Source organism: Jeotgalibacillus salarius, assembly GCF_004405125.1.
Taxonomy (GTDB): domain Bacteria; phylum Bacillota; class Bacilli; order Bacillales; family Jeotgalibacillaceae; genus Jeotgalibacillus; species Jeotgalibacillus salarius.
In genome coordinates this window covers 374165-399428 of record NZ_SORX01000003.1, presented here as the reverse complement: position 1 = coordinate 399428, position 25264 = coordinate 374165, and the positions used below count along the sequence as shown (strand labels likewise).

Here is a 25264-nt window from a genome sequence, read left to right as displayed (position 1 = left end):
AAGTCTTGTGAGTATTAATGTAACAAAATTTCAAAATGAAACAAGTCATTTAATCACATTTATGACTAATAGTGAATGGCCCTTTCACGTTGAAGCGATTGCATCCGAAGAACGCTTAACAAAAGCTGTTAATGATGGCTGGTATTCGGATGGCCGTGAAACGTTCTGGGTGATGAGTGAGGGGAAGAAGTGTGGATTACTGATCATTCACGATATTGAAGACACAATCCCTTTATTTGATCTGAGACTCTCAGAAAGCAGCAGAGGACTCGGTTTAGGTAGTGAGGTTTTGGAATGGCTGAAGGATTACGTATTCAACCGCGGTGACCCAAAGATCCGGATTGAGGCATACACACGGGTTGATAACCTCGCAATGAGGAAAACGTTTATTAAGTGCGGGTTTGTAAAAGAGGGTTACCTGCGCGACTCATGGGAAGGCGATCACGGTGAAGTATATGATGCACTTTGCTATTCTGCTATATTATCAGATTAGAAGACGGGGACAGTCAGGAAGATCGAGCTGGATAAAGAACCTTATTGATAATTGGATCAGGAGAATGGATGCAGAACTCTCCTGATCCATTTATAAAATGATCTATTCTAACAAATGAATGACATAGATGACGACTTCCTCATAAGGGTGTGTATCTTTAATAATTTCTTTTGCTTTACTTACATGCTGCAGAAGGCACCTGAACTCCAGCTTACATTCCTCCCCATAAGAGATTTCTCCCTTTTCTCCGTTAAATGGATTAGCTGCTTCAAGGGGTCTTCAGTAACCTTTTGTATGGGTATAGGAGATCACATGGTCGTAAGCTCCAATACGCAATATTCCTGCATCATTCAAACGGTTTCTTAGTGGAACAATCGTTTCTTCAGGCAATAATACTTCTAATTTCACATAGTCAAAGTTCATTATTTTCATCCTTTTCGGTTAGCACATCAAATTTGGCACGGGTTTTATGTATAAGTATCATACTTTTGACTTCTCAGATAACTTTAATGATAGCAGAAAACCTGAAACTCCGATTAACGTAAAAAAGATCCATGGATATAGCTGTGAAGATTCACCAGTCAGAAGTGAAATGGCTGCGAAATTTCCGAGTGTTGCACCGATTGCAAATGAAAAGTCACTGAATCCGTAATAGGCGGCATCATTCTGAGTTGAGCTGTATAACGACACAGCATAATCAGATGATGGCAGTATCATGGTTTCGCCAATAGTGAATATGCCAACACACACTAACAGCCAGTAGCTCCCGGGGTATGCAGCAACCATTAAAAAGGAGCATGCAGTCAAAAGCTTACCAATTCGGATTAAAGTAAACGGATGAACAGTCTGAAAAACTCCTTTGAGTAAAATCATCAGCGTAATTCCAGTAAGTGCATTCATTGTGATAACAAAGCTGACCCATTGATTACTTTCTGTCAGGGCATACATGTATAAAGGAAAGGCAACGGTTAACTGTGCAAATAAAAACCAGTAAAATATCATGGTCAGACAAAAGTACAGATACTGCTTATTGTGTATAATGTCTGCCAGACTTTCAGAGCAGCTGAAACGGGATTTCTTACTCTCAGAGGAGCTTAACAAAAAGAATTGCAGAATTGATAATGCTAAAAAAGTTAAGCTGCTAAGGTAAAAAGGAATAACTGGATCAATTGTCAGTAGTAATCCTCCCAAAAGCGGTCCTGCCACTGCGCCTGCATTTAAACTAATATTCAAATATAAAAAAGTCTTTCTTTTCAGGACGGGATCAGGCTGAGAGGCGAAATAAGCGAGAGCAGACGGCTCATAGCATGCAGCACCTGCACCGATTAATACAGAAAATAGCACCAGCCATCCGAATTCAGAGGAAACAGCAAGTCCGTAAAATCCTAGTGAACGCAGTAATAAGCCGCTGATCATCAGGTTTTTAAAACCTAAGCGATCTCCTGCAAGTCCAAGGAAAAAGGGGAGTCCGCGGGATGAGATTGTCAGGGTGGACAAAATAACCACTGTCTCCCAACCTTTAAGGTTTAAGTAAATATTCAAGTAGACTGCCAGAAATGAAAAAACAGCAAACCCGGCAGTATTTAAAAAGAATGCTGATACAATGACTGATTTCCGCTCAATTGAATGCATTTGAATTCCCCTTCAGTTTTTGTAACCATCTAATTTATTAGGTGGTTACATTTATTGTATGGTATACTCTTCCATAAGACAACCGGCAATTGGAAAAGGTGGTTACAATGGAATTGAATGTGCAGCGTTTTTTGGACTTTCTCAACACGTGGTATATTTCTAACACTTTGAGACAGGAAACGGAGCTTCTTACAAGTGATTCAGAGCTTGCGGCATTTATGAAAAAACATTTTCATATTGAAAAAGCAGAGCCGCTTGAAGAAGTGATTAAGTTCAGAAATGATACAAGAGAATTGATTCAAAGCAGAACATTCACAAAGCTGAATCAGGTGTTTTCTGAAAAAATTACTTTTGAAATTAAGGATGAAAATCATAAATACACGCTTGAACCTCGTGCGGTCAGTGAATCTTTTATTGGGAATCTGACAGTGATTCTGGTAAAGCTAGCTCAGGATCAGCAGCTTCACAGACTTAAAATGTGTCCGGATTGTCAGTATGTGTTCTTTGATTCATCAAGAAGCGGAACAAAAAAGTGGTGCAGTATGACGAAGCAAAGCAAGAGTGGGCGTGCATGTGGAACGATTTCGAAGGTGAGGACCTATCGGGAGAAGACAAACTAAGCTTCAGGTCCGAAATGAAGGTGGTGAAGTATATTGAATGAAAAAGAGTTACCAGGTGGCAATGTCTCAAAAGTCATACGTGCAGGTGAGACAGTCCGCAGGGAAATGAAAGATGGCAGTCAGCGGATTCACAAACTGCTGCTTCGTTTAGAAGAAAAGAATTACCCTTATTCACCAAGGTTTCTTGGTACAGATGAAAAAGGAAGAGAAATTCTAACTTTTATTGAAGGGCAAGCTGGGAATTATCCTGCAAAAGCTTATATGTGGTCAGATGAAAATTTAATAGCAATTGCTTCTATGCTGCGCGACTATCACGAAGCTGTACGTGATTTCACATTTGATGATAGCTGGCAGTCGTTGCCCGGCACGCCTGGTCCTCGTGAAGTGATTTGTCATCATGATTTTGCAATCTACAACCTGATATTCCGCGATGAGAAAGTGTGTGGCGTCATTGATTTTGATGTGGCAGCCCCTGGACCGGTAAGCTGGGACGTCGCTTATGCGCTTTATACATGTGTGCCGCTGAGCCGTTTTTATCTGGATGAGAATGCGGAGTATGTACACCTTGATCAGGCTGAACAAGAAAGAAGAATGACCGTTTTTATGAAAAGCTATGGTGAAGTATTTGAAAATATACTTGAAACGGTAGTCTTCCGGCTGGAAGCTTTATGCCTTTTGATTGAAAATAACGCGGCAAATGGTGACCCTGCATTTCTTAAAATGAAAACAGAAGGTCATGTTGAACATTATAGAAAAGATATTCAGTATATAAGGGAGATGCAATCAGATGAAACAAATAGAGACAAACAGATTGATCCTGAGAACTTACAGTGAAAAGGATGCCCGGGATGTTGCGGCAATGTGTAACAACGTTAACATTTACCAGCATACATTGAATATCCCATACCCTTACACAAAAGAAGATGCGCTGACATGGATCGGGTTTCATGAAGAGAATCGGAAAAATGAGAGAATGTATGATTTAGCCGTGACGGATAGGTTAACCGGCCAGCTGCTTGGATCAGTAGGTATATCCATACATAAAACATTTAATCATGGCGAACTCGGTTACTGGATTGGTGAAGAGCATTGGGGGAAAGGCTACGCAACTGAAGCGGCTGAAGCCATTATCAAATTTGCTTTCGAGGAAAAAGGACTTCATAAAGTTTATGCACGCTGCTTTGATACAAACCCTGCTTCAGGTAAAGTAATTGAAAAGATCGGGTTGAAAAAAGAAGGCGTATTGAGAGAGCATGTGACGAAGGATGGAGCGTACGTGAACTTGATTCATTACGGGCTGCTGGCGAGTGAAGGGTAGAGGGTCAGACCCTGCCCTTCGGTTTTGTAACAATTATGTAATAAATGTAATATAAACTGTTTGTAGGATATTTTTTACTATGTCTCAGGTGTTCAGAGATTGCCCGTTGATTGCCCGGAAGCACTCATAAGGCTTTGATATATGAACTTGATTTGGTAAGGGGAAAAGTCTCTGCAGGGACGCTGTAAGCCCTGGATATCGCTTTTCTCAGGAATCATTAAACAGCTGAATTAATCTGATTTTAACCTTCCAGAAACCTGAAATTTTTTCCTGAACTTTATAATGAAAGAGCAGGAAAAAGGACAGGGGGATACATATGAGTAAGTTAATTCTGAACAATGAAGACTTGCTGGAGATGCTGGATGAGTTAATGCGCGATCCGGTTGAGTTCTGGAATGATTTTTATGATGAGCGTGAAAAAGAGATCCCATTTTTTAAGAACAAACCTGATGAGAATTTAGTTGGTTATTTCAAAAATGCTGTAATGAAGCCTGGTCATGTGCTGGAGCTTGGCAGTGGTCCCGGACGTAATGCCATTTACTTTGCTCAGCAGGACTGCGAGGTTGATGCGGTTGACTTGTCTTCGAAATCGCTGGAGTGGGCAAAGGAAAGAGCTTCTGCGCAGGGGCTGGATATCAATTTTATTCGTGGAAATGTATTTGAGCTTGATATAGAAGAAGGCTTCTATGATATCGTTTATGACTCAGGCTGCTTTCATCATATTGCGCCCCATCGCAGAATGAGTTATTTAAACTTACTGCAAAAAGCTTTAAAGCCAAATGGATATTTTGCGCTGACCTGCTTCGTGGAAGGTGGAGAGCTTGGCGGATCGGAATTATCTGATCTGGATGTGTACAAGCAGCGTAACCTCAACGGCGGGCTGGGTTTTACCGAGGAGAAACTAAAGGCTATTTTTGCAGGATTTGAGGTAATAGAAATAAGACCAATGAAAGAAAAAGATGAAGATGACCAGGAGTTTGGTTTGCGGGGTCTTTGGACAGCATTGTTCAGGAAAAAAGCTGAATAGCAGAATTGTGATTAGGAGGCTGGGACAAATGTGTCCGATCTCCTTTTTATTAAAATCTCATAAATGAATGAGATATTTCTTTATATTGGAAAGTTTGCAGGAATGAAAGGAATTCACTCACATTTTGTGGAACCAGTCATATAGATGTGACAATTAAAGGAGACAGATTTACTTATGTTCATAAAACCAACAGAAAAACAATTAAATCAATGGTGTGAAATATACATACCCGATCAGGATTTCTTTTTTGTAAAGGAGTCTGCGCTTGAAATCATTGAACATTATATAACCGGTGAGAAACTGTACACCCGTAAAAGCTTTTTCAGCGAGCCTAATTATACCAATCAGAATCTGAATAATAGTTATATGTACTGGGCTCTGTCAGAAGAAATGACGCATGTGCTCGTGGCATCCCATGACTGGATTACCGGTTTACCAGAAGAAGTGAGAGTATATCTTCTCGAGCTTCAAACTACGCTCCGTAAAGGTTTAATTTTCCCGAAGGAAATCCTTCCCACTTCCATCACTATACCTGATGAGTATGTACATCATGTGCAGGGAAGTGATTACGTAGTGATACAGGGTGCCTTGTGGCAATCTTTTTCCATCGAAGATAAGAGAAGCATTATGTCAGCATACGCCCAACTATGGGATCAGTGGCATTCTCTCCCGCTACCTGACACAGCTCCTGTGAATTTGAAAAAGTATGCAAACACATTTAGTTCTTCACATGGCGCTAACTGTCTAGCTGCAACAACCTATGGTATTACTTCGGATGAAAATTTGGTTCATTGCTGGATGACTGAAGATGAATTTTCCGCTGTGTTGAAGCGGGCAGCGTACGAAAGTTCAGACAGCATACAGGAACCGGGGGATGTGCTTGTTTTTGAGGATAAGCAGGGAGTTATACAGCATGCAGCCTTTCATATCGGGGACTCGCTTTATTTTAATAAAAACGGACAGATGTTCTTTAATCCGTGGAAAGTGGTTCATTGGGAAGATTTGTTAAGTGAATGGGGGCATCTGAATCAAATTAGTTATCGGAAGGGCATGTCGAAAGAAAAGGTGAGACCATGAACAGTCATCAGACATACACAGGCATTCTTATATATCCGAGATTCAGTGAGTATGAGCTTTCAGTTCTTATATCTGTACTTCAGCAGGGCGGAAAAAAGACAATTTATATCGGACTGGATGACCAGGTTGTAAAAGGGGAAGCGGGTTTATCATGTGTCCCGGATACAACGATACATGAGGTGGATTTAGCGCAAATTGACAGCATGGTGCTGCCAGGGGTGGATGACTTTAAACACTTAGTTCAACATAAAGAATTGACAGCATTTTTGAAGAAAGTATATGATCAAAAAAGGTTAATTGGTGCTATATCAAGTGCTCCTTATTTTTTAGCTATGAGTGATTTGCTGAGTCATAGAAAATATACGACAGGACTAACAGCAGAACAAAGAGCGTTTTTAGGAGTATTTGATGAAGGAGATTTTGCCGACTCGCCGGTTGTCACAGATCATCAAATTGTTACTGCAAAAGGATCTGCTTTTATAGAGTTTGCTTTTACATTCGGAGATTTACTTGGTCTGGATTACAAGAAAGAATGGTATTTTTCGAGCGAAGTATAGGGTCTGACCCCATACTTCACTCATCCAAAAACCTCTTTACCATCATCATCACGTCCATCAGCGCCTTCAGAGAACCTTTAGTGTCATAAAGCCCCGTATCCAGTGAATGATTCCCCTCAGGAATTATTGAAGTATGTATGCCTGAACGCCCAAGAGTAAGTAGCTGTTCATTGTTGTAATGAGGGTCTTTACCGCCAATCACCAGTAACTGCTCGTGCTCACTGTATAGCATACCTTCTAACACCGGCTCCAGTTTTAGAAGAGGTGTAAGCAGGATCATTTTAGCATCAGCAAATAATTCTCTTTGCATCAGATCGCACGCAATTGGGATCGTACCAAGTGATTTTCCAAGAAAAATCACATGTTGATAATCATGCTGGTCTAACACTACAGAAAGAACCGGATTTACATCATTCATCATCGTCCCAATCAGCTCATCCATCGGTTTTTTCAAAACGTCTTCTTTGAATGAATAATGGACTTGTACAATATCAATCTTTTTCTCAAGCATCAGCATGGTTGAATAGTAAAATAATGGCTTGTCATAAGTATATCCTGCGCCGGAAAACATAAAGCAGACGGTGTCTGATCCTGAATGGATATGTGTATATTTAGTAGTATCCGCGACATTCTTGTTGACGTTCATTGAGATCTCCTTTTAATCGATATGATGAATGATTTAAACTTTCAGCACGCCGCGAAACCCTCTTGAAGAGTAATAGGAATCTGCACCATTATGATAGACAAAGACAGTATCATAGCGGCGGTCACAGAAAAGGGCACCACCTATGCTTCGGATCGTGTCAGGCGTTTTAACCCAGCTTGATGTTTTCAGATCAAAGCTTCCAAATTCCTGAAGCTTGCGGTACTGTTCTTCAGTCAGCAGGTCAATTCCCATATCCTCAGCCATATTTAAAGCACTGTTTTCAGGTGGGTATTTTTTTCTCGCTTCAAGTGCGGGGTTATCATAGCACACACTTCTCCGACCTTTAGGACTTTCAGGTGCACAATCCACGAAAGTGAAACCATCTGCTTCAACATTAAGTGCCACGACATCCGGCTCGCCTTTACTTTCTTCCATTTCGTTCAGCGACCATAGTTTTTCAGGTTGCTCCAATAGCTTTTGCGCTACATGTTGCCAATCGATTTCAGGGTGCCGGTCTATATGATTCTCAAATCTCTCTTTTAATACAAATAAAAGTTCTGTTTGTTGTTCTTCAGATAATGCCATTCCAAAGCCTCCCTGCTAAATTTGATCTTCGCCTCCTTAACCATTTCGCTATCTATAATGGAAATACCTGCATGATTTTATACCCATATTGTGGTAAAGTTGAATAACAGTTCATTAAAGAGGGAGGATCTCTCAATGAAAAAGCATAAGTATATGAATCTATCAGCATTATTCTTTGTGCTGGGTGTCTTAGCGTGGCTGCCAAACCTGATTTTGGATTACGGAACACCACTCACGCTACTGTCCATGCTGTTTGGCGCACTCGGCATCGTCTTTGCCGGCATCGCGAGAAACTGGCTGCTGGTCGTTGCAAATGTGTTTGTGATGTTCAGCTTTTTTATTGTGATGGGACTGGGGTATTATTTTTATAGCTTGAATGCGTGAAGCAGGGGGTCAGACCCTGTGCTTCGGAGTTCTAATCTCCTTGACAACTCTCTCCTAATTAGCATAAGCTAACTCTAACAAAACCCAATGATTAACATTCTATGACGAGAAAGAGTAATAGGCGTGCTGAAGCACAGAGAGCTGACGGATGGTGCGAGTCAGTGTTCAGGCGGTTGTGAAGATCCTCTCCGAGAAGCAGTGCTGAACCATTTTAAGTGCTGACGGGATTCCGCCGTTACAAGGAACGCGTATGATGGTACGTTGATTTTGAGTGCTCAGGGATATTCTCTGAGAATCAGGGTGGTAACGCGGGCTTAGCTCGTCCCTAACGTTTGTTAGGGGCGGGCTTTTTTGTATTTGATGAAGGAGGAACCATAATGACAAAGAGACAATTGCAAAAGACAGCACCGGATCGGGAAAAGCGGGTGCAGGATTTTTGGAGAAATGAACAGGTGTTTCAACGGTCTATTGATCAGCGGGAAGGGAAAGAAACCTTTGTATTCTATGAAGGACCACCGACTGCGAATGGACTGCCGCATGCCGGGCATGTGCTGGGCCGTGTGATAAAGGATTTTGTTGCGCGCTATAAAACGATGAGTGGGTACCAGGTACTCAGGAAAGCCGGATGGGATACGCACGGGCTTCCTGTTGAGCTTGGGGTAGAGAAAAAGCTTGGTCTTTCCGGAAAACGTGAAATAGAAGAATACGGCGTGGAAAAATTTATAGATGAGTGTAAGAAAAGTGTGTTTGACTATGAAAAGCAGTGGCGGACATTTACCGATGCGATTGGCTACTGGGTGGATATGGATGAACCGTATGTGACGCTTGAAAATCGCTATATCGAGAGTGTTTGGCATATCCTTTCAACCATTCACAAGCGTGGACTTTTAGAGCAGGGTCATCGTGTTGTTCCATATTGCCCGAGCTGCCAGACCTCACTCAGCTCTCATGAAGTGGCGCAGGGTTACAAGGATGTCAAAGATCTTTCTGTTACTGCAAAATTCAAGGTGAAAAATACGGATAACGAATACTTTCTCGGCTGGACGACAACACCATGGACCTTGCCGTCAAATGTGGCACTTGCTGTGAACCGGAATCTGACTTATATAAAAGTGAAGCAGGGAGAGGAAGTTTATATTGTTGCGAAGAACCTGGCTGATCAGGTCTTCAAAGAAGAATATGAAGTCGTCAGTACGCATCAGGGAAGTGAACTGACTGGTCTGTCTTATGAACCTCCACTCAATTATTTAACACTTCAAAAAGGTCATGAAGTCATTGCGGCGGACTTTGTGACAGAGGACAACGGGACCGGGATTGTTCACCTGGCACCGGCACACGGGGAAGATGACTATCAGGCGATTAAAGATAGTGGACTGGACTTTGTAAAGGTGGTTGATGAAACGGGCCGTTATACAGCGGAAGTGACGCCGTTTGCCGGTGAAAAGGCGAAAGACCAGGATGTGGCGATTATAAAGCTGCTTTCTGAAAGCGGTCGTTTATTTGATAAAGAGAAATACGAGCACAGCTACCCGCACTGCTGGAGATGCGATTCGGCTCTGATCTATTATGCGATGGAAGGCTGGTTTATCAAGACGACTGCGCTTAAAGATACGATCGTCGCCAACAATCAGTCAGTTGAATGGCATCCGGATCACATGAAAGATGGCCGTTTTGGTAAGTTCCTTGAAGGAATGGTCGACTGGAATCTCGGGCGGAACCGTTACTGGGGAACGCCACTCAATGTCTGGGTTTGTGATGACTGCGGACATCAGCATGCACCGGATAGTGTTACGGATTTAAGAAAACAGGCAAAGAACGATATTGGAGAGGATCTGGACCTTCACAAGCCATATGTAGATCAGATTCAGCTGACCTGTTCCTCATGTGCTGGCACAATGAACCGTACAAAGGAAGTCATTGATGTCTGGTTTGACAGTGGTTCTATGCCATTCGCCCAGTATCACTATCCATTTGAAAATAAAGAACTTTTTGAAAAGCAGTTTCCTGCTGATGTGATTGCAGAAGGAGTGGATCAGACGCGTGGCTGGTTCTACAGCCTGCTGACAGTTTCATCGTTATTTACCGGGAAAGCGCCGTATAAACGGGTGCTATCACTGGGTCACATCCTGGATGAAGACGGCCGGAAGATGTCTAAAAGTAAAGGGAATGTCATCAATCCAATGGAGCTGGTCGAACAATATGGAGCAGATGCACTTCGATGGGCACTTTTAGCTGACAGCGCGCCGTGGAATAATAAGCGATTCTCTGCAAATCTGGTTGGTCAGGCGAAGTCAAAATTGGTTGATACTTTACACAATGTGCATTCTTTTTACAGAATGTATGCAGATATCGATGGGTTTGATCCGGCAGTAAATGAAAAAGGAAAGCGTGCTCTATTAGACGAGTGGATACTATCACGTTTGACTACAGTTACTGAAGCTGTCTGCAGCCACCTGGATGCATATGACTTTACTGCTGGAGCACGTGAATTGGCAGTGTTTGTGGATGAGCTGAGCAACTGGTATATCCGCCGCTCACGGAATCGTTTCTGGGGAGAGGATATGAGTGATGATAAGCTCGCTGCTTATCACACGCTGCATGAAGTGCTGATCACCTTAAGTCGTCTGATTGCACCATTTACGCCATTTATTGCTGAGGATATTCATTTAGATTTAACGGAGGAAAGCGTTCATTTAGCTGATTTCCCGAAAGCAGATCCAACTTTAAGAAATTCAAAGCTGGAAGCAGACATGGACCGGGTGCTTCAGGTCGTGGAGCTTGCCCGGCAGCTGAGAAATGCAACGAGTCTAAAAACGAAGCAGCCACTCGCAAGTGTGACTGTCATTGGATCTAAGGAAGAAACGGAGCCGCTGAGGCAGTATGAAGCGATCATCATGGACGAAATGAATGTAAAGGCGGTGAACCTTCAGCAGGAAGCGGGAGAAGCTGTACGTTATGAAGTGAAATTGAATTTTCCGACAGCCGGTCAAAAGCTTGGTAAGAAGGTTGGAGCTGTTCAAAAGGAATTACAGCAGCTGACGTCTGAAGAAGCAAGAAAAATTGCAGAGCAGGGATTCGCTGAGGTGGCTGATGAACGAATTGAAGGTGAGGATCTTCAAGTAAGGCAACAGGCAGACGAAGGACTTGAGCTTGCATCTAATGCTGATTATACAGTTCTGCTTGATACCGTATTAACAGAAGAACTGAAAGCTGAAGGACTAGTTCGGGAATTGATCCGTGGTGTTCAGCAATATAGAAAAGAGCTGAATCTGCCGGTTGATCAGCGTGTGGTGCTTGTGATTGATGCGGATGAAAAAATGCGATTAAAGGTGACACAGTTTAGAGAGTTACTGGAGAGTAACCTGCTGGTCCGTGAGCTGAAGTTTGGAAAGAACGAGAACATGAAGCGATTAGTGGTTGATGGGGAAGAGTTTGGGATTGCGATTGAGTGATTACTGAAGCAGGGGGTCAGACCCTCTGCTTCAGAAATTCAACTGCTTCCACAGCAAAAGTGGTGGCTGTAAATTAATTCTGATTTGGTGCTGACCTCTGCTGAATCACCATTGCTAGCAGTCCTCCGCCGGCTGTAATGTTCAGTATAACTGCTGCACCTAGCATAAGACCTTGAGGCCAGCCGTCTACAATCAGTGTATTGGATAGGACTAACAGGATGTTTCCAACAACTAAAAGCATAAATAAAGTTATTTTCGAGTTCATCTCAAACGCTCCTTGTTATGTATATAACCCATTTACGTTTTTATCAGAGAAAAAGTTTCATAGAGCGATTGCCACAAAATAAAGGAGAAAAAAATATGTCACTCTATCAAGTGCAAAACATGACAATTGAAGCAGCACGCCACATAAATGAATGGACTTACGAAGAGCCATACAGCATCTACAGTATGTCAGGTGATCCTGAAGATCTCGATGAACTCATGGACGGCACTTACTTTGCAGTTTATGAAAACGATCAGCTGATCGGATACTTCTGTTATGGGAAGAATGCACAGGTTCCAGGTGGTGTAAAAGAGCAGCTGTATGAGGATATAGCATTTACAGATTTAGGACTTGGTCTGCATCCGGAACTTACAGGTAAAGGGAGGGGAGCTCGCTTTCTGGAGGCAATCATGGATTTTGGAGAGCGTACATACGGTTATGATCAGTATCGTCTAAGTGTTGCTTCATTCAACGAAAGAGCGATCCACCTTTATGAGAAAGCAGGTTTTAAAGAGACTGGTACTTTTGTAAATGTAAGCGGAGATCGGAAGGTTGAGTTCATGGTGATGAAAAAAGCAGAAGGTGCTATGACATGAACTTAGTCAAAGAATACGTTGAAGAACTTGCCAAACTTTACACACAACACATTGATATTGAGTATGCGGATTGGTCTGAAAACTATATGAGGAATCAGTTTGACTTTTTAGGGGTTCGAACGCCAATACGCCGAAAGCTGACGAAACAGTTTTTGGAGGAGAATGGTGTTCCTGGAAAAGAACATTTAGAAAATGTCGTTTTGACTTTGTGGGAGCGTCCAGAACGGGAGTATCAAAAAGCAGCTCTTGATATCATACAGGCAGAAAAAAAGTCTCTCACTCCGGATGATATGACCTGGTTAAGCTCTTTATTAGTGAGTAAATCTTGGTGGGATACAGTAGATGAAATTGCTCCACATGTGATGGGGCATATGTTTCAAACCTATCCGGAGCTCATTTCACACTACGCCGACCGTTGGATTAAAGATGAAAATATTTGGCTTCAGAGGGCCGCAATATTATATCAGCTGAAATATAAAAATCTTACAGATGAAGAGCGGTTGTTTCAATACATTCTTTATAAAGCTGACAGTGAAGAATTCTTTGTACAAAAAGCAATTGGATGGGCTCTGAGGGAATATGCAAAAACGAACCCCACAACCGTAAAAAAATTTGTTTCTTTACATCAATTAAAGCCACTAAGTAAACGGGAAGCGCTGAAAAATATTTAGAGTGAGCATCTGACGCTTAAAATGAGACGAAGCTGATGCAGAACTGCATCAGCTTCGATTTTCTGAATTTCCAGCAATCCAGATCTCGTCCATATCCTCAATCTGCAACTCCACTCTCAATCATCTCCTGCAGCTCATCAGCAGGTACCGGTCTGCTAAAGAAATATCCCTGCATGCAATAGCAGCCTTCCTTCATCAGCAGATCAATCTGCTCCTGTGTTTCGACGCCCTCTGCAATGACACCATAATCCAGCTGTTTGGCCAAATGAATGATCGTGGAATTTAAGGCGGCGATGTGTGGAACCTGTGTCATTCCATCTACGAATGACCGGTCAATTTTAATACAGTCAATCGGGAAATCTTTGATGTACTTTAAAGAAGAATAGCCTGTCCCGAAGTCATCGAGTGCAATAGTGAGTCCGAGATCTTTTAGTTCATGAATCTTTGCAGCATCATGCGATTGGATCAAGGTATGTTCTGTAAGCTCGATCTCCAGGTATTTCGGATCAATTCCGGCATTGTCTAAAACAGACTTAACCGTTTGTACAACGCGCGGGTGCTGAATCTGACGGATGGAGAAATTCACAGCCATTGTGATCATATGACCCTCCGCGTGCCATGCTTTCAGCTGATCAATTGCTTCTTTCAGCACCCAGTTTCCAAGCTTCAGAATCAGGCCTGTTTCCTCAGCAAGCGGAATGAATTTATCCGGCGGGACTTTGCCGAATTCAGGGTGAGTCCAACGCAGTAAAGCTTCTACACCGATCAATTCCTTCGTATCGTAATTGATTTTAGGCTGATAGAAGACTTCAAGTTCAGATTTTTCAACTGCCTGATGCAGCGCATTGAGAAGGTTTGAGCGCTCAATATTCTTTTCTCTCAGCAAATGAGTAAAATAGTGGTAGGTGCCGCCATATTCTTTCGCTAAATACATGGCTGTATCTGCATTGCGGATTAATTCTTCTTCGTTCTGCGCATCGTCCGGATAGACACTGATGCCAATACTTGCACCGGTAAATAGCTCGTTACTGCCGATGCGAACCGGATCTGTCAGGAAACCAAGTAATTTCATCGCAATTTCATCCAGTTCTTCGATCCGCTCAATGTCTTCCACAAGCACCATGAATTCGTCTCCTCCGAGTCTCGACACAGTCACACGTGAAGAAACGAGCGTTCTGAAGCGTTCGGCAATTTCATAAAGCACCTGGTCACCGGCTACATGTCCATACGAATCATTGATCAGCTTAAACCGGTCCAGGTCTAAAAACAGCACGCCCAGACGCTCGTTTGCCCCATTTAATTTTTTTAAGGCTGTTCTTATTTTCTGCGTCATATAGCTGCGGTTCGGCAATCGGGTGATCATATCATAGTACGCTTGTGTATGAATCTTTCTTTCCATCTCTTTTCGCTCAGTCACATCTCTGAAGGTTACAACCGTCCCGCTATGGTGCTCGCCGTTTTGAATCGGTGTAGAAACATATTCCACATCAAAGAGGCTGCCGTCTTTCTTCGCAAATTTTTCTTCAGCGGAGTATGCTTTTTCGCCACTGATAAGGGAGTCATGAATTGGAGAGCTCATGTGCTGGTAGAGATCCATTTCCTTTGAATAGTGTGCAACAACTTCAGCCTGTTTCTTTCCAACAAGTTCATCGACATCATAGTCAAGCATTGTTGCTGCGGTAGGGTTGCAGAAGGTAATGACCCCTTCTTTATTTAAGCCGTAGATGCCTTCTCCGGCAGAGTTCAGTATAGATTCATTCTTTTTGCTGAGTTGTCGAAGGTCTTCATTCATACTCTCAAGGATCTCATTTTTTTCCTGCAGCTCGTGGGTCCGGTGAGAAATAATTTCTTCGAGCTGCTCAAGGTGAATTAAGTTATCCAGCACGCCGGCAGTTGCATCAGCAATAGACATTGCAAGCTGTTGTTCAGCATTTGTATATGACTTTGGGCTGTCAAAGCTGACAATGCCCAGTGTGCCTAACACTTCGTCACGGGAGATGAGGGGGAGCGTATACATGGCTTTAATACCAAAGCTGTTAATTGCCTCTTTATTTGTACGTGGATCACTGATGGCGTCTGCAATCATGACGGGTCCTTTTGTCCGCATCACTTCCTGGTAAACAGCGTCCTCCTGAAAATTAATCTTCACTTCGTTGTGTATTTTTTTCCACTCTTCTTCTTTCCACGTACTTTCTGAGGAGAGTTTGTGCGGAGAGGCTGATTGCGTATACATATCATTCAGATGAGCAGCAACATTTGGATTGTCTAGCGCCTCGCCAATATAGCGGAAGCTGGTTTCAAGGGCCTCCTGGACAGTCACACATCGTGAGAGTTCACCAGTAGCATCAAGTAAAAGCTGCTTATCTTTCACAAGTTTCTGTGAACGTGTAAATAACTCTGTATTTCGAATCGCGACTGCAGCCATCGTTATATAGGATTCAATCGCTTCAAGTTCTTCTTTGTTTAAATGAAGTGGAGCACTGTAATCAAATAAAAACACCAGTCCGTACATAGATTTTTCATAATAAATCGGAATGCCAAAAATCGATTTGATCTTAAATAATTCTATTGGAACAGGATCCGGCCGGTCATCCTGACTCGTATCCGGAATATAAATACTCTTCCTGGTTTCGACAATTTCCGCTGCAAAACGGTCTTTCTTAAGATCAATCACCATCTTATCAAGCGTAATTCCGTGAAACTGATCCGGCTTTCCTACAAACCCCTGAAACTGATCTTCTGATATCGGCAGGTAAATCCCAACGGCATCACAACGGACAATCTCTTCAGAAATCGCTTTGACTACTTGCTCTAACACAGATCGTTTATCGAGCTTTAAATGAATCATTTTCGTAATTTCGGCTAATCTGGAGTACCGATCTTGCTGCATAGCTGTCCCACCTTTCTCGTTCTACATATGTCAATTCCTGTATACATTCGTCGTTTTAACTTAATGATCCTTTATTTTGTAGGGAAAAGCTAGTGTTTTCGAACATTTAATGGTTATTTAGTAGTTTGTTTTCAAAACGATAGGTGCGTTTTGGTTTAAAAGATAACAGGAGCTCCATAATGGCATTATTTTTGTGTGCGCGTTCTAATTAAGAGCTATCTACCATGGATAAAGAGGCTCCATGGAAAGAGCGTTTCTGCTGATGTTCAAAAATTCAGCAGAAACGCCCCGTTTTTTAATTCATACAAGTCTATTCTCCATCCGGCTTGGCATCTTCAATCTTCTGTTCCATTCCTTCAATTCCTTCTTCTTTTACTTGCTGCAGTTCTTCATAAAAGTCACTGCCTGTCTCGAGCGCCAGATCATAGTTGGCAGTCGCCAGGTCTTTCATCGGCTGCAACTGCTCGTAGGTGAATTTTTCTTCGTCTACTAAGAGACTCATTGCATTATACTCTGAATTGACCTGCGCTCTGGCGTTGTTATTCCAAGTTATACTGAAGTTGTTAATATCAACGGTGGCATTTGCGCTGGTCCAGTTTCGATCGTTCAAGGCACCAATACGCCATTGCTCCCATTCCTTCAGGATATCCTTCGTCTGCTCAAATTCATTGCGTAACTCTTCTGCATTATTCACATTTGCATAGGCACCGCCGGCTTCCTTTGCCACTTCTTTCAGCTGCTGCTGTGCTTCAGAGTCTGCGTTAAAGCCAATCACATTAATAATCGGAGAAATATTGCTTCCGGCAAAGCTTTTTGCTGCTGCAACCGGGTCTCCGTCACACGTTTCAATCCCATCACTGACGAGATATATTAAATTCGTATTTTGTGCACCATCCAAGCCTTCAAAACTTTCTGCAGCTGACTCAAGCGCTCCGGCAACAGGGGTCCATCCAGCAGGTTCAAACTGATCAAGTGCTTCCTGAAAAGCGGCTTCATCATAAGGTCCCCGCTCATATACTTCTTCAATGGCAGAACAGGACATGTCCTTATCAGCGTCATCACCGGTCCCTTCATGACCGTATACGCGAAGGGAGACATTCGCTTCCTCTGGTGCTGAAGCAAGGAAATTCTGAATTTCCTCTTTTGCCTGCTCCATACGGGTTTCACCACCGGCATCCGCGCCCATCGACCCGCTGGCATCTAAAATGATTTCAATATTATAGTTTTCTTTAAACTCATAGCGTCGGTCTGCTTCAGGCATACCTTCCATATCAAACTGCGCTATATCAAGCACATCGGATGGGTCGGGAAGACTTACTCTGGTGATGTTATGGATGTATTGATAGTACAACTCCATCTCTTCCTGCGTTGCATTCTCAGGTAAAGCAGGTACGTCACTGAATAATTCAAGGAAAGCAGCCTGTGATTCATTCCCGTTGCCTACTGTTTCATTATTTAAAAGTCCTTCTCCCTGCTGCACAAAATCCTGCGGCTCCTGAGGAAGGGAAGGGAGATTCATTTCTTTCAGCTCACCGAGTACGCTCTCCGGTTCTGCGGAAACTTCCTCGACTTCTTCAACTTCTTCAGTTTGAGTTTCTTCTTCTGTCATTGTGCTTTCAGTTTCATTTTCTGTCTCATCCTGACAGGCTGCCAAAGTTAAACTTAAGGCAAGCACAGAGAACCATAATCTCTTTTTCATCTAATCTTCTCCTTTCAAAACGCTCAAAACTTCCTGGGATTCATAAGTGTTTATACGTCCATCGTTTGGAATAGTTTCAAATATTTATTAAATTCATTCTCTTTTACTGGAAAAATGAAGGATGGGGACAGACCCTTTACTTCATTACTTCGTGAAACTTTTCCTGTTCTATTCACGTATACATAGCATAATGGGGTGGAAAAAATGAAAAAATATGTATGTTTATTACCGTTTTTACTTCTGGGTGCATGTGATGACAACGAACAGGCTTTTGAAAAGGAAGTTTTTACTGAAGAATTTATTGAGGAAAAAGAGTTTCCTGATCCGCCTGCAACTTCAGATTATTTACCGGATTTCACAGAAACGGAGATTCCTGAACTGTCTCTTGATACGCTAAGCGGACTGACAGAAGAGCGGCCAATGCCCGAGACAGTAACTGCAGATGACATGCGTGCAGATGCGGATACGTTTCTTCGTGCGATGCGATATGGCTTTGGACCTTATGAATTTTATGGTGGTGATGAAGCATTTCAGGCGGCCGACCGCGAGCTGAATGAGTGGATTGAGTCGCAGGGCCAGTCAGTCAGTACGCTTACGTTTATCGGGAAGTTGAGCGATGTTTATTCGTTTATTGAGGATCAGCATTTTGCCATTGCGGGTTTCCCGCCCTTTATAAAAGAGGCGATCCCTCATAGCGTGGAAGATTGGGCGTTTACCAAAGAGGGAAATACATACTTTTTCGAAGGGGAAGAGGTTACTTCAGTTAACGGTGAGGAGGTGTCACCTTATATGAGGCCGTCTTTAAGTGAGGATGGAGAAGAAATCTATAGGGCTGTCAGTATGAAAAATGGCGGTGGAGGCAAGTGGGCGCTTGAAACTGAAGAGGAAACCTACACATCATTTTCTAATCAAATGACGGTGAAGCAGAATGGATCTCAAGAATTGTTCAGTATCAGTGAAACGGACGAAGGGATTCCTGTTATTCGATTTGGCACATTTAAGTTCACTGAAGATCATGATTTAACTTTTGAAGATTTGCTCGACGTGGTTGATGTGATTGAGGGTGCACCTGCAGCTATTCTGGATTTGCGGAATAATAGGGGTGGTTCTACTTGGTTTGGTACACGTGTTATTCATGACCTGACGGGCGCTCCTCCATCACATGATGAAAGTGTCTGGATTGATACAAATACAGTAAACCTGTTTATGTCTGAAAGGGTAGAGGGTCACATGAAAGAAGGCGCAGTGTATAAAACATTTTATGAAGACTATGGTCTTTTCATGCCCGACTTGAGTGAAGAGTTCAAGTTGCCGGCTGAACCTGACTCAGGCATTGATACTTTTGGAACGACGTGGGCAGGTACCGGAGTAGAAATCTCAGAAACGCCCTCGCTTGAAACACCGTTATATATTCTGATGAATGAGAACTCTGCATCAGCATCAGAAATGCTAATTTCAGACTTGCTTGAATATGATCAGACTACGTTAATCGGAACTGCCACAAGAGGAGCGTATACAAGTAATGCCGGTTCACTTTTTTATCTGCCGCACTCCGGGATCGATATTCATATGCCTTCAACATTCTTTGTCAGTCCGTATTCATTTGAAAGGGAAGCAGTTGGAATCGAACCGGATATCTGGCTGTCAGGAAGTGATGCAATGGAGCGGGCTGTTAAGTGGATAGAGGAGAAGCATGATATAGATTAAATCGTAATTTATTAGAGTAGGAGGCTAAGTGTGTGGGAATTGTTGCTGATCGTTTTTCTTACCTTACTGACGATCTATCTACTTGATAAGCTTTCGGCTGTGATCATCATAAAATTTTTAAAACTGAAGATCAGAAAAAAACGAGGTCAGACGATTAACGGATATCATACAGCTGCGAATATGATCGTTTCAGTGTTTAGTGTGATTATCTTAATGGTCATTCACACGTTTACAGATTCGTGGATGGATACAGCTCTATACGGATTATTGATTGTATACTTACATGGTATATCCAATATTTTCATAGAGTGGAAATACCTTGAGACAGACGATTTTAAAGTATCACTCATTCAAATGGTGTTATTTACAATAGTTGCCCTGGCGGCTTTTCCGTTTGCAGCCGACTGGTTGAGGAATATAGAAGTTTGATTATACACTGAATCAAACCCTGTCACGCACTTACACCCATTTGCATTTACTAAACTAACGAATACAGTTTTGTCCGTGTAAATAGGGAGGGCGAAGCTTATGAATGATCCATATTTACCTGACAGTTCAATCAATCACAGAAGAGGTCTTTCTGCTTCGAGACTTACTGTTATTGCTGCAGCCTTAACAACGGTTGCGGATGCAATAGATACAGTAGCAGCAATTAGGGCGGTTAAAGAAGAAGAGATCGATAAAATTGAAGTTCAAAAGAGATATGATCAGCAAAATCGCATACTTGAAGATCTTAAGACACAGCTTGAAGAATTAAAAGCACAGATTGCCTCTTCTGATTTTAAAAGCGAGCCTGTGGCTCCGGCTTATTCTATCAACATCGAGACACTTCATATTACACTTCCAGGCAGTGAATCGGACAGTGAGGAGAAATCATAAGGCAATGTACAAAAAGACGTCACCTCCATCAGAGGAAAGTGACGTCTTTTTTTGCATCTATTCTTTATCAAGCTTGTTGCTTATCAGGTGAATCCCGCTTGATATCTTGGCTAAATGCTCGTTTTTTTCCTTCTGCAGCTTAATTAATGTAACCATGAACCAAACCACAAAGATAAATGCTGCTATATAAAGAAGAAATATGAAAATTGGAAATAGGAAAAAGGTTGAATCCATCATAAAGACCTCCATTACAATATTTTATGAGCTACCCCGTCTAGATAAGAAAGTAGAGAATGATGGGAAAGAGAATGATAACTATAATACTTTGCAGCAATGAAATAATGAGATCTTTTTTGATTGGGTTTGGCTCAGGGTAACGGTTAGACAACCTTTGAAGCAGAAAAAGGATGACCCACCAGATCAATATCGAAAATAATAGGCTTGAAAAACTGCTGTAAGGAAACATTTCGTCACCTCTCATTCAACTAATTAAAAAGCTATGTAAAATGGCTGTGTGTCTTTATGAAGGCAACGCTTAATCCGCTCCCTGAAGTTTTTGAACGTAACCATTTCAAGTGCTTCATCAACGGGGTAGAATCCAACCTCCAGGCTCTCGGGAGATGTTGTACATTGACCGCCTACTGGTTTTGCGAGAAACAGCGTATTACAGACTGATCGCTCTACATTTTGAAAAATCCCACAAAACCGGACAATTTCGATATCTATCCCGGATTCCTCTTTCGTCTCCCTGATCGCAGCGGCTTCAAGTGATTCGCCTTCTTCCACCTGACCACCGGGCATCTCCCATCCTCTTCTTGGTCCTTTGATCAGTAACAATTCATTTTTTTCATTCACTACAACTGTTGCTGCCGAAATAATATGCTTGGGCACGGTATATAAATGGGCTGGTTGTGACAAGTTGGTGCCTCCTTTCTATTTTCCTAAAATTCAATTAATATTATGTTAACATAAAATGGGAAGTATCTCAGGTTTATTCAAGGCGGGGAACTGCAATCAGAGGTGTATGTTAAATACCAAACAAACGATTGTTTGAATTAGTAGTTATATTCGGCTTCACCAACTTTATATGTAAGTCTGATTAGGAGAGTTAACCAATGACAAATTTGAAAAAATGGAAAGACCCTGGAGTCCTTCTTGCTTCAACAGGCGTAGCCTCAATAGGAGATTTCATTTATCTGGTTGCGATCAATCTCATTGTCCTGAATATGACTGGCTCTGCAGCGGCTGTTGCTGGTCTGTGGATCGTAGCGCCAATCACTAATATTGTGATGAAGTTCTGGACAGGGAGCTTTATTGATTACAGAAGTAAGCGAAAAGTGATGATGGTGACGTACGTTGCGAGGGCCGGACTCATTGCGCTGATCCCATTTGCACCCAATGTGATCATTATCTACGGCATACTCGTCCTGCTCAGCATTGCAAAGGCGTTTTTTAACCCATCGTCAATTACATATATCACGATCCTTGTACCGCAGGATATGAGAAAAAGGTTCAATGCCATCCGTTCTTTTACCGCTTCAGGCGCTTTTATCGTTGGACCGGCAGTGGCAGGGACGCTCATTCTGCTCACCTCCATTGATCTGACGATTTGGCTGAATGCACTGTTTTTCGTGGGAGCGGCCTGGCTGATGATGCTGCTTCCTGAAAAGGAGAAAATCGAAAAAGCAACCATTCCAAAGCTCACTGTAAAACAGGTAAAAGCAGATTTTACAGTCGTATATGATTTTGTGAAAAAAGCATCTTTTGTAGCAACCGTGTACATGGGCTTTATCATCATTTTGCTTTTTACCTTTGCGATGGATGCACAGGAAGTTGTTTTTGCGAGAGAAGTAGTCGGGCTGACAGAGCTTGAATACAGTCTGTTAATCAGTATTACCGGCATCGGCTCTATTGCGGGGGCGCTGCTGCTTTCTATTATGTCTGAAAAGCTTTCAATTCGCGTGATGATGACCACGGGCCTTTTAATGATGACAATCGGTTATATCATCTATGCATTCTCATGGTCTTTTGCAAGTATTGCAGGAGGGTTTATTCTGCTCGGATTCTTTAACTCTTTTCTAAATACGGGTATGGCGACCTTCTATCAAAATAACGTACCGGTTGATATGATGGGGCGGGTCACAAGCGTATTCGAACTCTGGCAAAGTGCGCTTCAGATCCTGTTTGTGTTGTTACTTGGCGTTGCCGCAGACTTATTCTCTCTCAGGGAAGCAATCATCACAGCTGCACTGCTTATGCTGATCCTATCCTGTTTTTTCTGTGTTTTCTTATGGAAACCGGGAAGGGAAGCAGCTTTTGCAGATGAATCATGATAAAGGATTTACCATTTGTTTAAATAGGGCAAATGGTAAATCTCACTTTTCATTATTTATAAACCTCATTCGCCCACTCCACTGCAAGAACATACATATCATTCAAAAGGCCGGGTTCAATATTCAACTCACTCGTCCACTTTTCAACACACGCCCAGTCGCCTTTTTCATAACATATGACTGCGTGATAGATTGGTGCAAGCAAACTGTCTCCATTTAGCAAAGCTGCCTTAATTTCCGGGGACAACGGCACTGTATGTAACACGTTTTCCATGTGATCATCGAGAATGGCGTCAATTGTGCTGAACAGTGCCATCACTGCGGCATCAATTTTTCTTGCGTGCAAATAGCTGGCTGCGCATAACTGCTCTGCAAATTTGGAGCGGACGAGTGACAGTTTTAGCAGCTCATCCGGCTTACCCTCCGTCAAATCCTGCAGCATTAAAATGTTCATCCATCTTTCAAAATCCTTGATCCCCATCTGAACCAGCGCGCGTTTGATTGAATAAGCTAACTTGTTTTGGTTTCTGTGGCTGATAATTTTCATCAGACGATAGCTTAGTGAAGCATCGGTTTCTATTATTTCTGTTAGAGTTTGATAAGAAGGTTCAGGAGCCTTTAATTCCATCAGCACTTTCAGGTATGTATGTTTGTACTGTCTTTTATAAGTTGCTCTGGTGATAATATTCGGTCTGCTGAAAAAATATCCCTGAAATAAGTGAAAGCCCATTTCTTTGGCATGCTCAAATTCTTCTAATGTTTCGACTTTTTCAGCTAAAAGTGTTTTATTTCTCACAAGTGCTTCTGCTACTTGTGTAGTGATTGATGCTAATGGCGTGGATCTAATATCAAACTTGATAATATCCGCATCCTCAACCAATTCGTACTTGTTCAAATCAGCATCAAAATCATCCAATGCAATTTTATAGCCAAGTTTTTTTAACTCTTTTACCCGGTTCACGAGCATATCATCAATTTTCGTTCCTTCTAGGATTTCAAGGACCATCTGATCAGGTGGAATGACTTCAACTATATCGCAAAGCAGCATATCCCTGGTGAAATTAACAAAGACATGCGAATAATCGCTAATTTTTCCAAGTCCTGTTTCCAGCAATCCCTGGAGAACAGAAATCGTTGATAAATTAGCATTAGTTCCATCATATCCAGCAGCGTTCTGGGATGACCGGTACAGTAATTCATATCCAAATGTGCTTAAATCGCGTTCGAAAATTGGTTGCCGGGCAATAAACATTCAAGATCTCTCCTAAAATCATACTATTCTTATACATAGTATATTTTACCCAACTGATGTAAGCAAGCAGAAGAAGTAACAGAAACAGTTTTTAAGTGATGTGCGGGGTAAAAAGATTTTGTGAAGGGGGAGGTTGCGATGAGTGTAGGAAGGAATCTCTATACTTGTGTCGAACCTGATTCAAGAGAAGGCCAAACTTTGTATCAGTTACTAAAAGGAGGCATCACTATGGAAACTTTCCAGGAATTTCTTGAGACAATTGAAAATTCGGAGCACCGAAAGCAGACAGCAGATGTATTGGGCTGGGTAAGTCATACTTATCCCGAGCTGATTCAGAAAATAGCATGGAATCAGCCGATGTTCACGCATCACGGCACGTTCATTATTGCTTTTAGTACATCTAAAAAGCATCTGGCTGTTTCGCCTGAAAAAGCAGGCATTGATTATTTTGCAGATGAAATTAAGAAAGCAGGACATGATCACAGTAAAATGCTCGTAAGATTTCCATGGAATCAACCTGTGGATTATGATCTGCTTAGAAAAATGATTGATTTTAACATGAAGAATAAAGCAGAATGTACGACTTTTTGGCGTAAATAAAATCAACTTGTTACATGGCTGAAAAGTGGTTCATAAAGGAGGCACATGAAGTGAGTAAAAACATTCTTTACATCGCAATGAGCCTTGATGGCATGATTGCAAAAGAGGATCATTCTCTTGACTGGCTGTTGAAAGCGGAAGGTGAGGGAGACAATGGGTACAACGACTTTTACAGTGGAATTTCATCAGTTGTGATGGGGAATCGTACGTACCAGGAAGTGCTGAAGATGTCAGATGAAAAGCCCTATCAGGATCGACCGGTTTATATACTATCAAGAACAAAGCAGGAGGATGGATATGCCACTTTTACATCACAATCAGTGGACACGCTGCTGCCTGAACTGCAGAAAAAACACGGTGGTCCGGTCTGGATAGTCGGCGGGGGAGAAGTTGTAAAAGCTTGTCTTGAATCAGGACAGATTGATGAATACTATATAGCAGTCATCCCTGTTGTGCTTGGTGAGGGAGTTCCACTATTTCCAAAGGGTTCAAAGTACACTGAACTTAAGCTTAAAGGAACAGAGATATATAATCAGATTGTGATGTTGCATTATATGAAAAAACAAGCGGAATGACTTTTT

The 25264-nt window shown here is 42.2% G+C and carries 27 protein-coding genes and 1 other annotated feature; of the genes, 17 read left to right on the top strand and 10 right to left on the bottom strand.

Annotated features, from left to right (window positions below; genetic code table 11):
- Nucleotides 1–7: 7 nt before the first annotated feature.
- Nucleotides 8–493 carry a GNAT family N-acetyltransferase gene (locus tag E2626_RS07400; protein ID WP_244094263.1) on the top strand — a complete coding sequence of 162 codons (486 nt, stop codon included), beginning with the start codon at nucleotides 8–10 and terminating at the stop codon, nucleotides 491–493.
- Between the two features lie 279 nt (nucleotides 494–772).
- Here E2626_RS07400 and E2626_RS17545 read toward each other — a convergent pair whose 3' ends face one another.
- Nucleotides 773–916 carry a hypothetical protein gene (locus E2626_RS17545; protein ID WP_424955123.1) on the bottom strand — a complete coding sequence of 48 codons (144 nt, stop codon included), beginning with the start codon at nucleotides 914–916 and terminating at the stop codon, nucleotides 773–775.
- A 57-nt stretch (nucleotides 917–973) separates the two neighbouring features.
- A complete protein-coding gene (locus E2626_RS07390) occupies nucleotides 974–2125 on the bottom strand; it encodes an MFS transporter (RefSeq protein WP_134381092.1) in 1152 nt (383 codons plus the stop codon).
- A 107-nt stretch (nucleotides 2126–2232) separates the two neighbouring features.
- On the opposite strand from E2626_RS07390, the gene E2626_RS07385 reads away from it, so the two are divergent.
- The 6 genes from E2626_RS07385 (at nucleotide 2233) to E2626_RS07360 (ending at nucleotide 6724) form a co-directional block, all read left to right on the top strand.
- The gene (locus E2626_RS07385; protein WP_134381091.1) at nucleotides 2233–2745 is read left to right on the top strand and encodes a CGNR zinc finger domain-containing protein; all 513 of its coding nucleotides are present in this window, start codon (nucleotides 2233–2235) and stop codon (nucleotides 2743–2745) included.
- Between the two features lie 33 nt (nucleotides 2746–2778).
- Nucleotides 2779–3579: a phosphotransferase gene (locus tag E2626_RS07380; protein ID WP_244094262.1), complete on the top strand. Its 801-nt coding sequence runs from the start codon at nucleotides 2779–2781 to the stop codon at nucleotides 3577–3579.
- Complete coding sequence (locus tag E2626_RS07375; RefSeq protein ID WP_134381090.1) at nucleotides 3533–4063, top strand: GNAT family N-acetyltransferase; 531 nt, start codon at nucleotides 3533–3535, stop codon at nucleotides 4061–4063. Before E2626_RS07380 ends, E2626_RS07375 begins: the two co-directional genes overlap by 47 nt.
- Before the next feature lie 316 nt (nucleotides 4064–4379).
- Nucleotides 4380–5090, top strand: coding sequence for a class I SAM-dependent methyltransferase (locus E2626_RS07370; protein WP_134381089.1), 711 nt, complete (start codon nucleotides 4380–4382; stop codon nucleotides 5088–5090).
- A 174-nt stretch (nucleotides 5091–5264) separates the two neighbouring features.
- The gene (locus E2626_RS07365) at nucleotides 5265–6167 is read left to right on the top strand and encodes a hypothetical protein (protein WP_134381088.1); all 903 of its coding nucleotides are present in this window, start codon (nucleotides 5265–5267) and stop codon (nucleotides 6165–6167) included.
- Entirely contained in the window at nucleotides 6164–6724 is a 561-nt protein-coding gene (locus tag E2626_RS07360) for a DJ-1/PfpI family protein (protein ID WP_134381087.1), read from the top strand. The genes E2626_RS07365 and E2626_RS07360 overlap by 4 nt, the downstream gene beginning before the upstream one ends.
- Before the next feature lie 16 nt (nucleotides 6725–6740).
- Here E2626_RS07360 and E2626_RS07355 read toward each other — a convergent pair whose 3' ends face one another.
- Both E2626_RS07355 and E2626_RS07350 read right to left on the bottom strand, forming a co-directional pair.
- Nucleotides 6741–7370 (bottom strand): alpha/beta hydrolase, encoded by a 630-nt coding sequence (locus E2626_RS07355; protein WP_134381086.1) that lies wholly within the window; start codon nucleotides 7368–7370, stop codon nucleotides 6741–6743.
- A 33-nt stretch (nucleotides 7371–7403) separates the two neighbouring features.
- A complete protein-coding gene (locus E2626_RS07350; protein WP_134381085.1) occupies nucleotides 7404–7955 on the bottom strand; it encodes a DUF4256 domain-containing protein in 552 nt (183 codons plus the stop codon).
- Nucleotides 7956–8090: 135 nt separating this feature from the next.
- On the opposite strand from E2626_RS07350, the gene E2626_RS07345 reads away from it, so the two are divergent.
- Both E2626_RS07345 and ileS read left to right on the top strand, forming a co-directional pair.
- Nucleotides 8091–8339 (top strand): hypothetical protein, encoded by a 249-nt coding sequence (locus E2626_RS07345; RefSeq protein WP_134381084.1) that lies wholly within the window; start codon nucleotides 8091–8093, stop codon nucleotides 8337–8339.
- A 92-nt stretch (nucleotides 8340–8431) separates the two neighbouring features.
- Nucleotides 8432–8669 (top strand) — a binding site (T-box leader).
- A gap of 47 nt (nucleotides 8670–8716) precedes the next feature.
- Nucleotides 8717–11791, top strand: coding sequence for an isoleucine--tRNA ligase (gene ileS, locus E2626_RS07340; RefSeq protein WP_134381083.1), 3075 nt, complete (start codon nucleotides 8717–8719; stop codon nucleotides 11789–11791).
- A gap of 73 nt (nucleotides 11792–11864) precedes the next feature.
- Here the strand turns inward: ileS and E2626_RS07335 are convergent, their stop codons facing one another.
- The gene (locus E2626_RS07335) at nucleotides 11865–12056 is read right to left on the bottom strand and encodes a hypothetical protein (RefSeq protein WP_134381082.1); all 192 of its coding nucleotides are present in this window, start codon (nucleotides 12054–12056) and stop codon (nucleotides 11865–11867) included.
- A 95-nt stretch (nucleotides 12057–12151) separates the two neighbouring features.
- Between E2626_RS07335 and E2626_RS07330 the strand changes: the two genes are divergently transcribed.
- Both E2626_RS07330 and E2626_RS07325 read left to right on the top strand, forming a co-directional pair.
- On the top strand, nucleotides 12152–12652 hold the full coding sequence (locus tag E2626_RS07330) for a GNAT family N-acetyltransferase (RefSeq protein ID WP_134381081.1): 501 nt from the start codon (nucleotides 12152–12154) through the stop codon (nucleotides 12650–12652).
- Entirely contained in the window at nucleotides 12649–13323 is a 675-nt protein-coding gene (locus tag E2626_RS07325; protein ID WP_134381080.1) for a DNA alkylation repair protein, read from the top strand. Before E2626_RS07330 ends, E2626_RS07325 begins: the two co-directional genes overlap by 4 nt.
- 97 nt (nucleotides 13324–13420) lie before the next feature.
- Here the strand turns inward: E2626_RS07325 and E2626_RS07320 are convergent, their stop codons facing one another.
- Both E2626_RS07320 and E2626_RS07315 read right to left on the bottom strand, forming a co-directional pair.
- Complete coding sequence (locus E2626_RS07320; protein WP_134381079.1) at nucleotides 13421–16213, bottom strand: bifunctional diguanylate cyclase/phosphodiesterase; 2793 nt, start codon at nucleotides 16211–16213, stop codon at nucleotides 13421–13423.
- A 310-nt stretch (nucleotides 16214–16523) separates the two neighbouring features.
- Nucleotides 16524–17912 (bottom strand): vWA domain-containing protein, encoded by a 1389-nt coding sequence (locus tag E2626_RS07315; protein ID WP_134381078.1) that lies wholly within the window; start codon nucleotides 17910–17912, stop codon nucleotides 16524–16526.
- A gap of 204 nt (nucleotides 17913–18116) precedes the next feature.
- Between E2626_RS07315 and E2626_RS07310 the strand changes: the two genes are divergently transcribed.
- From E2626_RS07310 to E2626_RS07300, 3 genes are all read left to right on the top strand, one after another.
- Nucleotides 18117–19619 (top strand): S41 family peptidase, encoded by a 1503-nt coding sequence (locus tag E2626_RS07310; RefSeq protein ID WP_134381077.1) that lies wholly within the window; start codon nucleotides 18117–18119, stop codon nucleotides 19617–19619.
- Between the two features lie 30 nt (nucleotides 19620–19649).
- Nucleotides 19650–20048 (top strand): hypothetical protein, encoded by a 399-nt coding sequence (locus tag E2626_RS07305; protein ID WP_134381076.1) that lies wholly within the window; start codon nucleotides 19650–19652, stop codon nucleotides 20046–20048.
- A 99-nt stretch (nucleotides 20049–20147) separates the two neighbouring features.
- The gene (locus E2626_RS07300) at nucleotides 20148–20498 is read left to right on the top strand and encodes a hypothetical protein (RefSeq protein ID WP_134381075.1); all 351 of its coding nucleotides are present in this window, start codon (nucleotides 20148–20150) and stop codon (nucleotides 20496–20498) included.
- Between the two features lie 57 nt (nucleotides 20499–20555).
- On the opposite strand, the gene E2626_RS07295 is transcribed toward E2626_RS07300, so the two are convergent.
- Both E2626_RS07295 and E2626_RS07290 read right to left on the bottom strand, forming a co-directional pair.
- On the bottom strand, nucleotides 20556–20732 hold the full coding sequence (locus E2626_RS07295; RefSeq protein ID WP_244094261.1) for a hypothetical protein: 177 nt from the start codon (nucleotides 20730–20732) through the stop codon (nucleotides 20556–20558).
- A 255-nt stretch (nucleotides 20733–20987) separates the two neighbouring features.
- A complete protein-coding gene (locus tag E2626_RS07290; RefSeq protein WP_134381073.1) occupies nucleotides 20988–21416 on the bottom strand; it encodes an NUDIX hydrolase in 429 nt (142 codons plus the stop codon).
- 197 nt (nucleotides 21417–21613) lie between these two features.
- On the opposite strand from E2626_RS07290, the gene E2626_RS07285 reads away from it, so the two are divergent.
- Nucleotides 21614–22831 carry an MFS transporter gene (locus tag E2626_RS07285; protein WP_134381072.1) on the top strand — a complete coding sequence of 406 codons (1218 nt, stop codon included), beginning with the start codon at nucleotides 21614–21616 and terminating at the stop codon, nucleotides 22829–22831.
- 52 nt (nucleotides 22832–22883) lie between these two features.
- Here E2626_RS07285 and E2626_RS07280 read toward each other — a convergent pair whose 3' ends face one another.
- Nucleotides 22884–24083, bottom strand: a complete 1200-nt coding sequence (locus E2626_RS07280) for an EAL and HDOD domain-containing protein (protein WP_134381071.1) — start codon at nucleotides 24081–24083, stop codon at nucleotides 22884–22886.
- A 228-nt stretch (nucleotides 24084–24311) separates the two neighbouring features.
- Here E2626_RS07280 and E2626_RS07275 point away from each other — a divergent pair, with 228 nt between their 5' ends.
- Entirely contained in the window at nucleotides 24312–24683 is a 372-nt protein-coding gene (locus E2626_RS07275; protein WP_134381136.1) for an iron chaperone, read from the top strand.
- A gap of 50 nt (nucleotides 24684–24733) precedes the next feature.
- On the top strand, nucleotides 24734–25258 hold the full coding sequence (locus E2626_RS07270) for a dihydrofolate reductase family protein (RefSeq protein ID WP_244094260.1): 525 nt from the start codon (nucleotides 24734–24736) through the stop codon (nucleotides 25256–25258).
- Nucleotides 25259–25264: the final 6 nt, after the last annotated feature.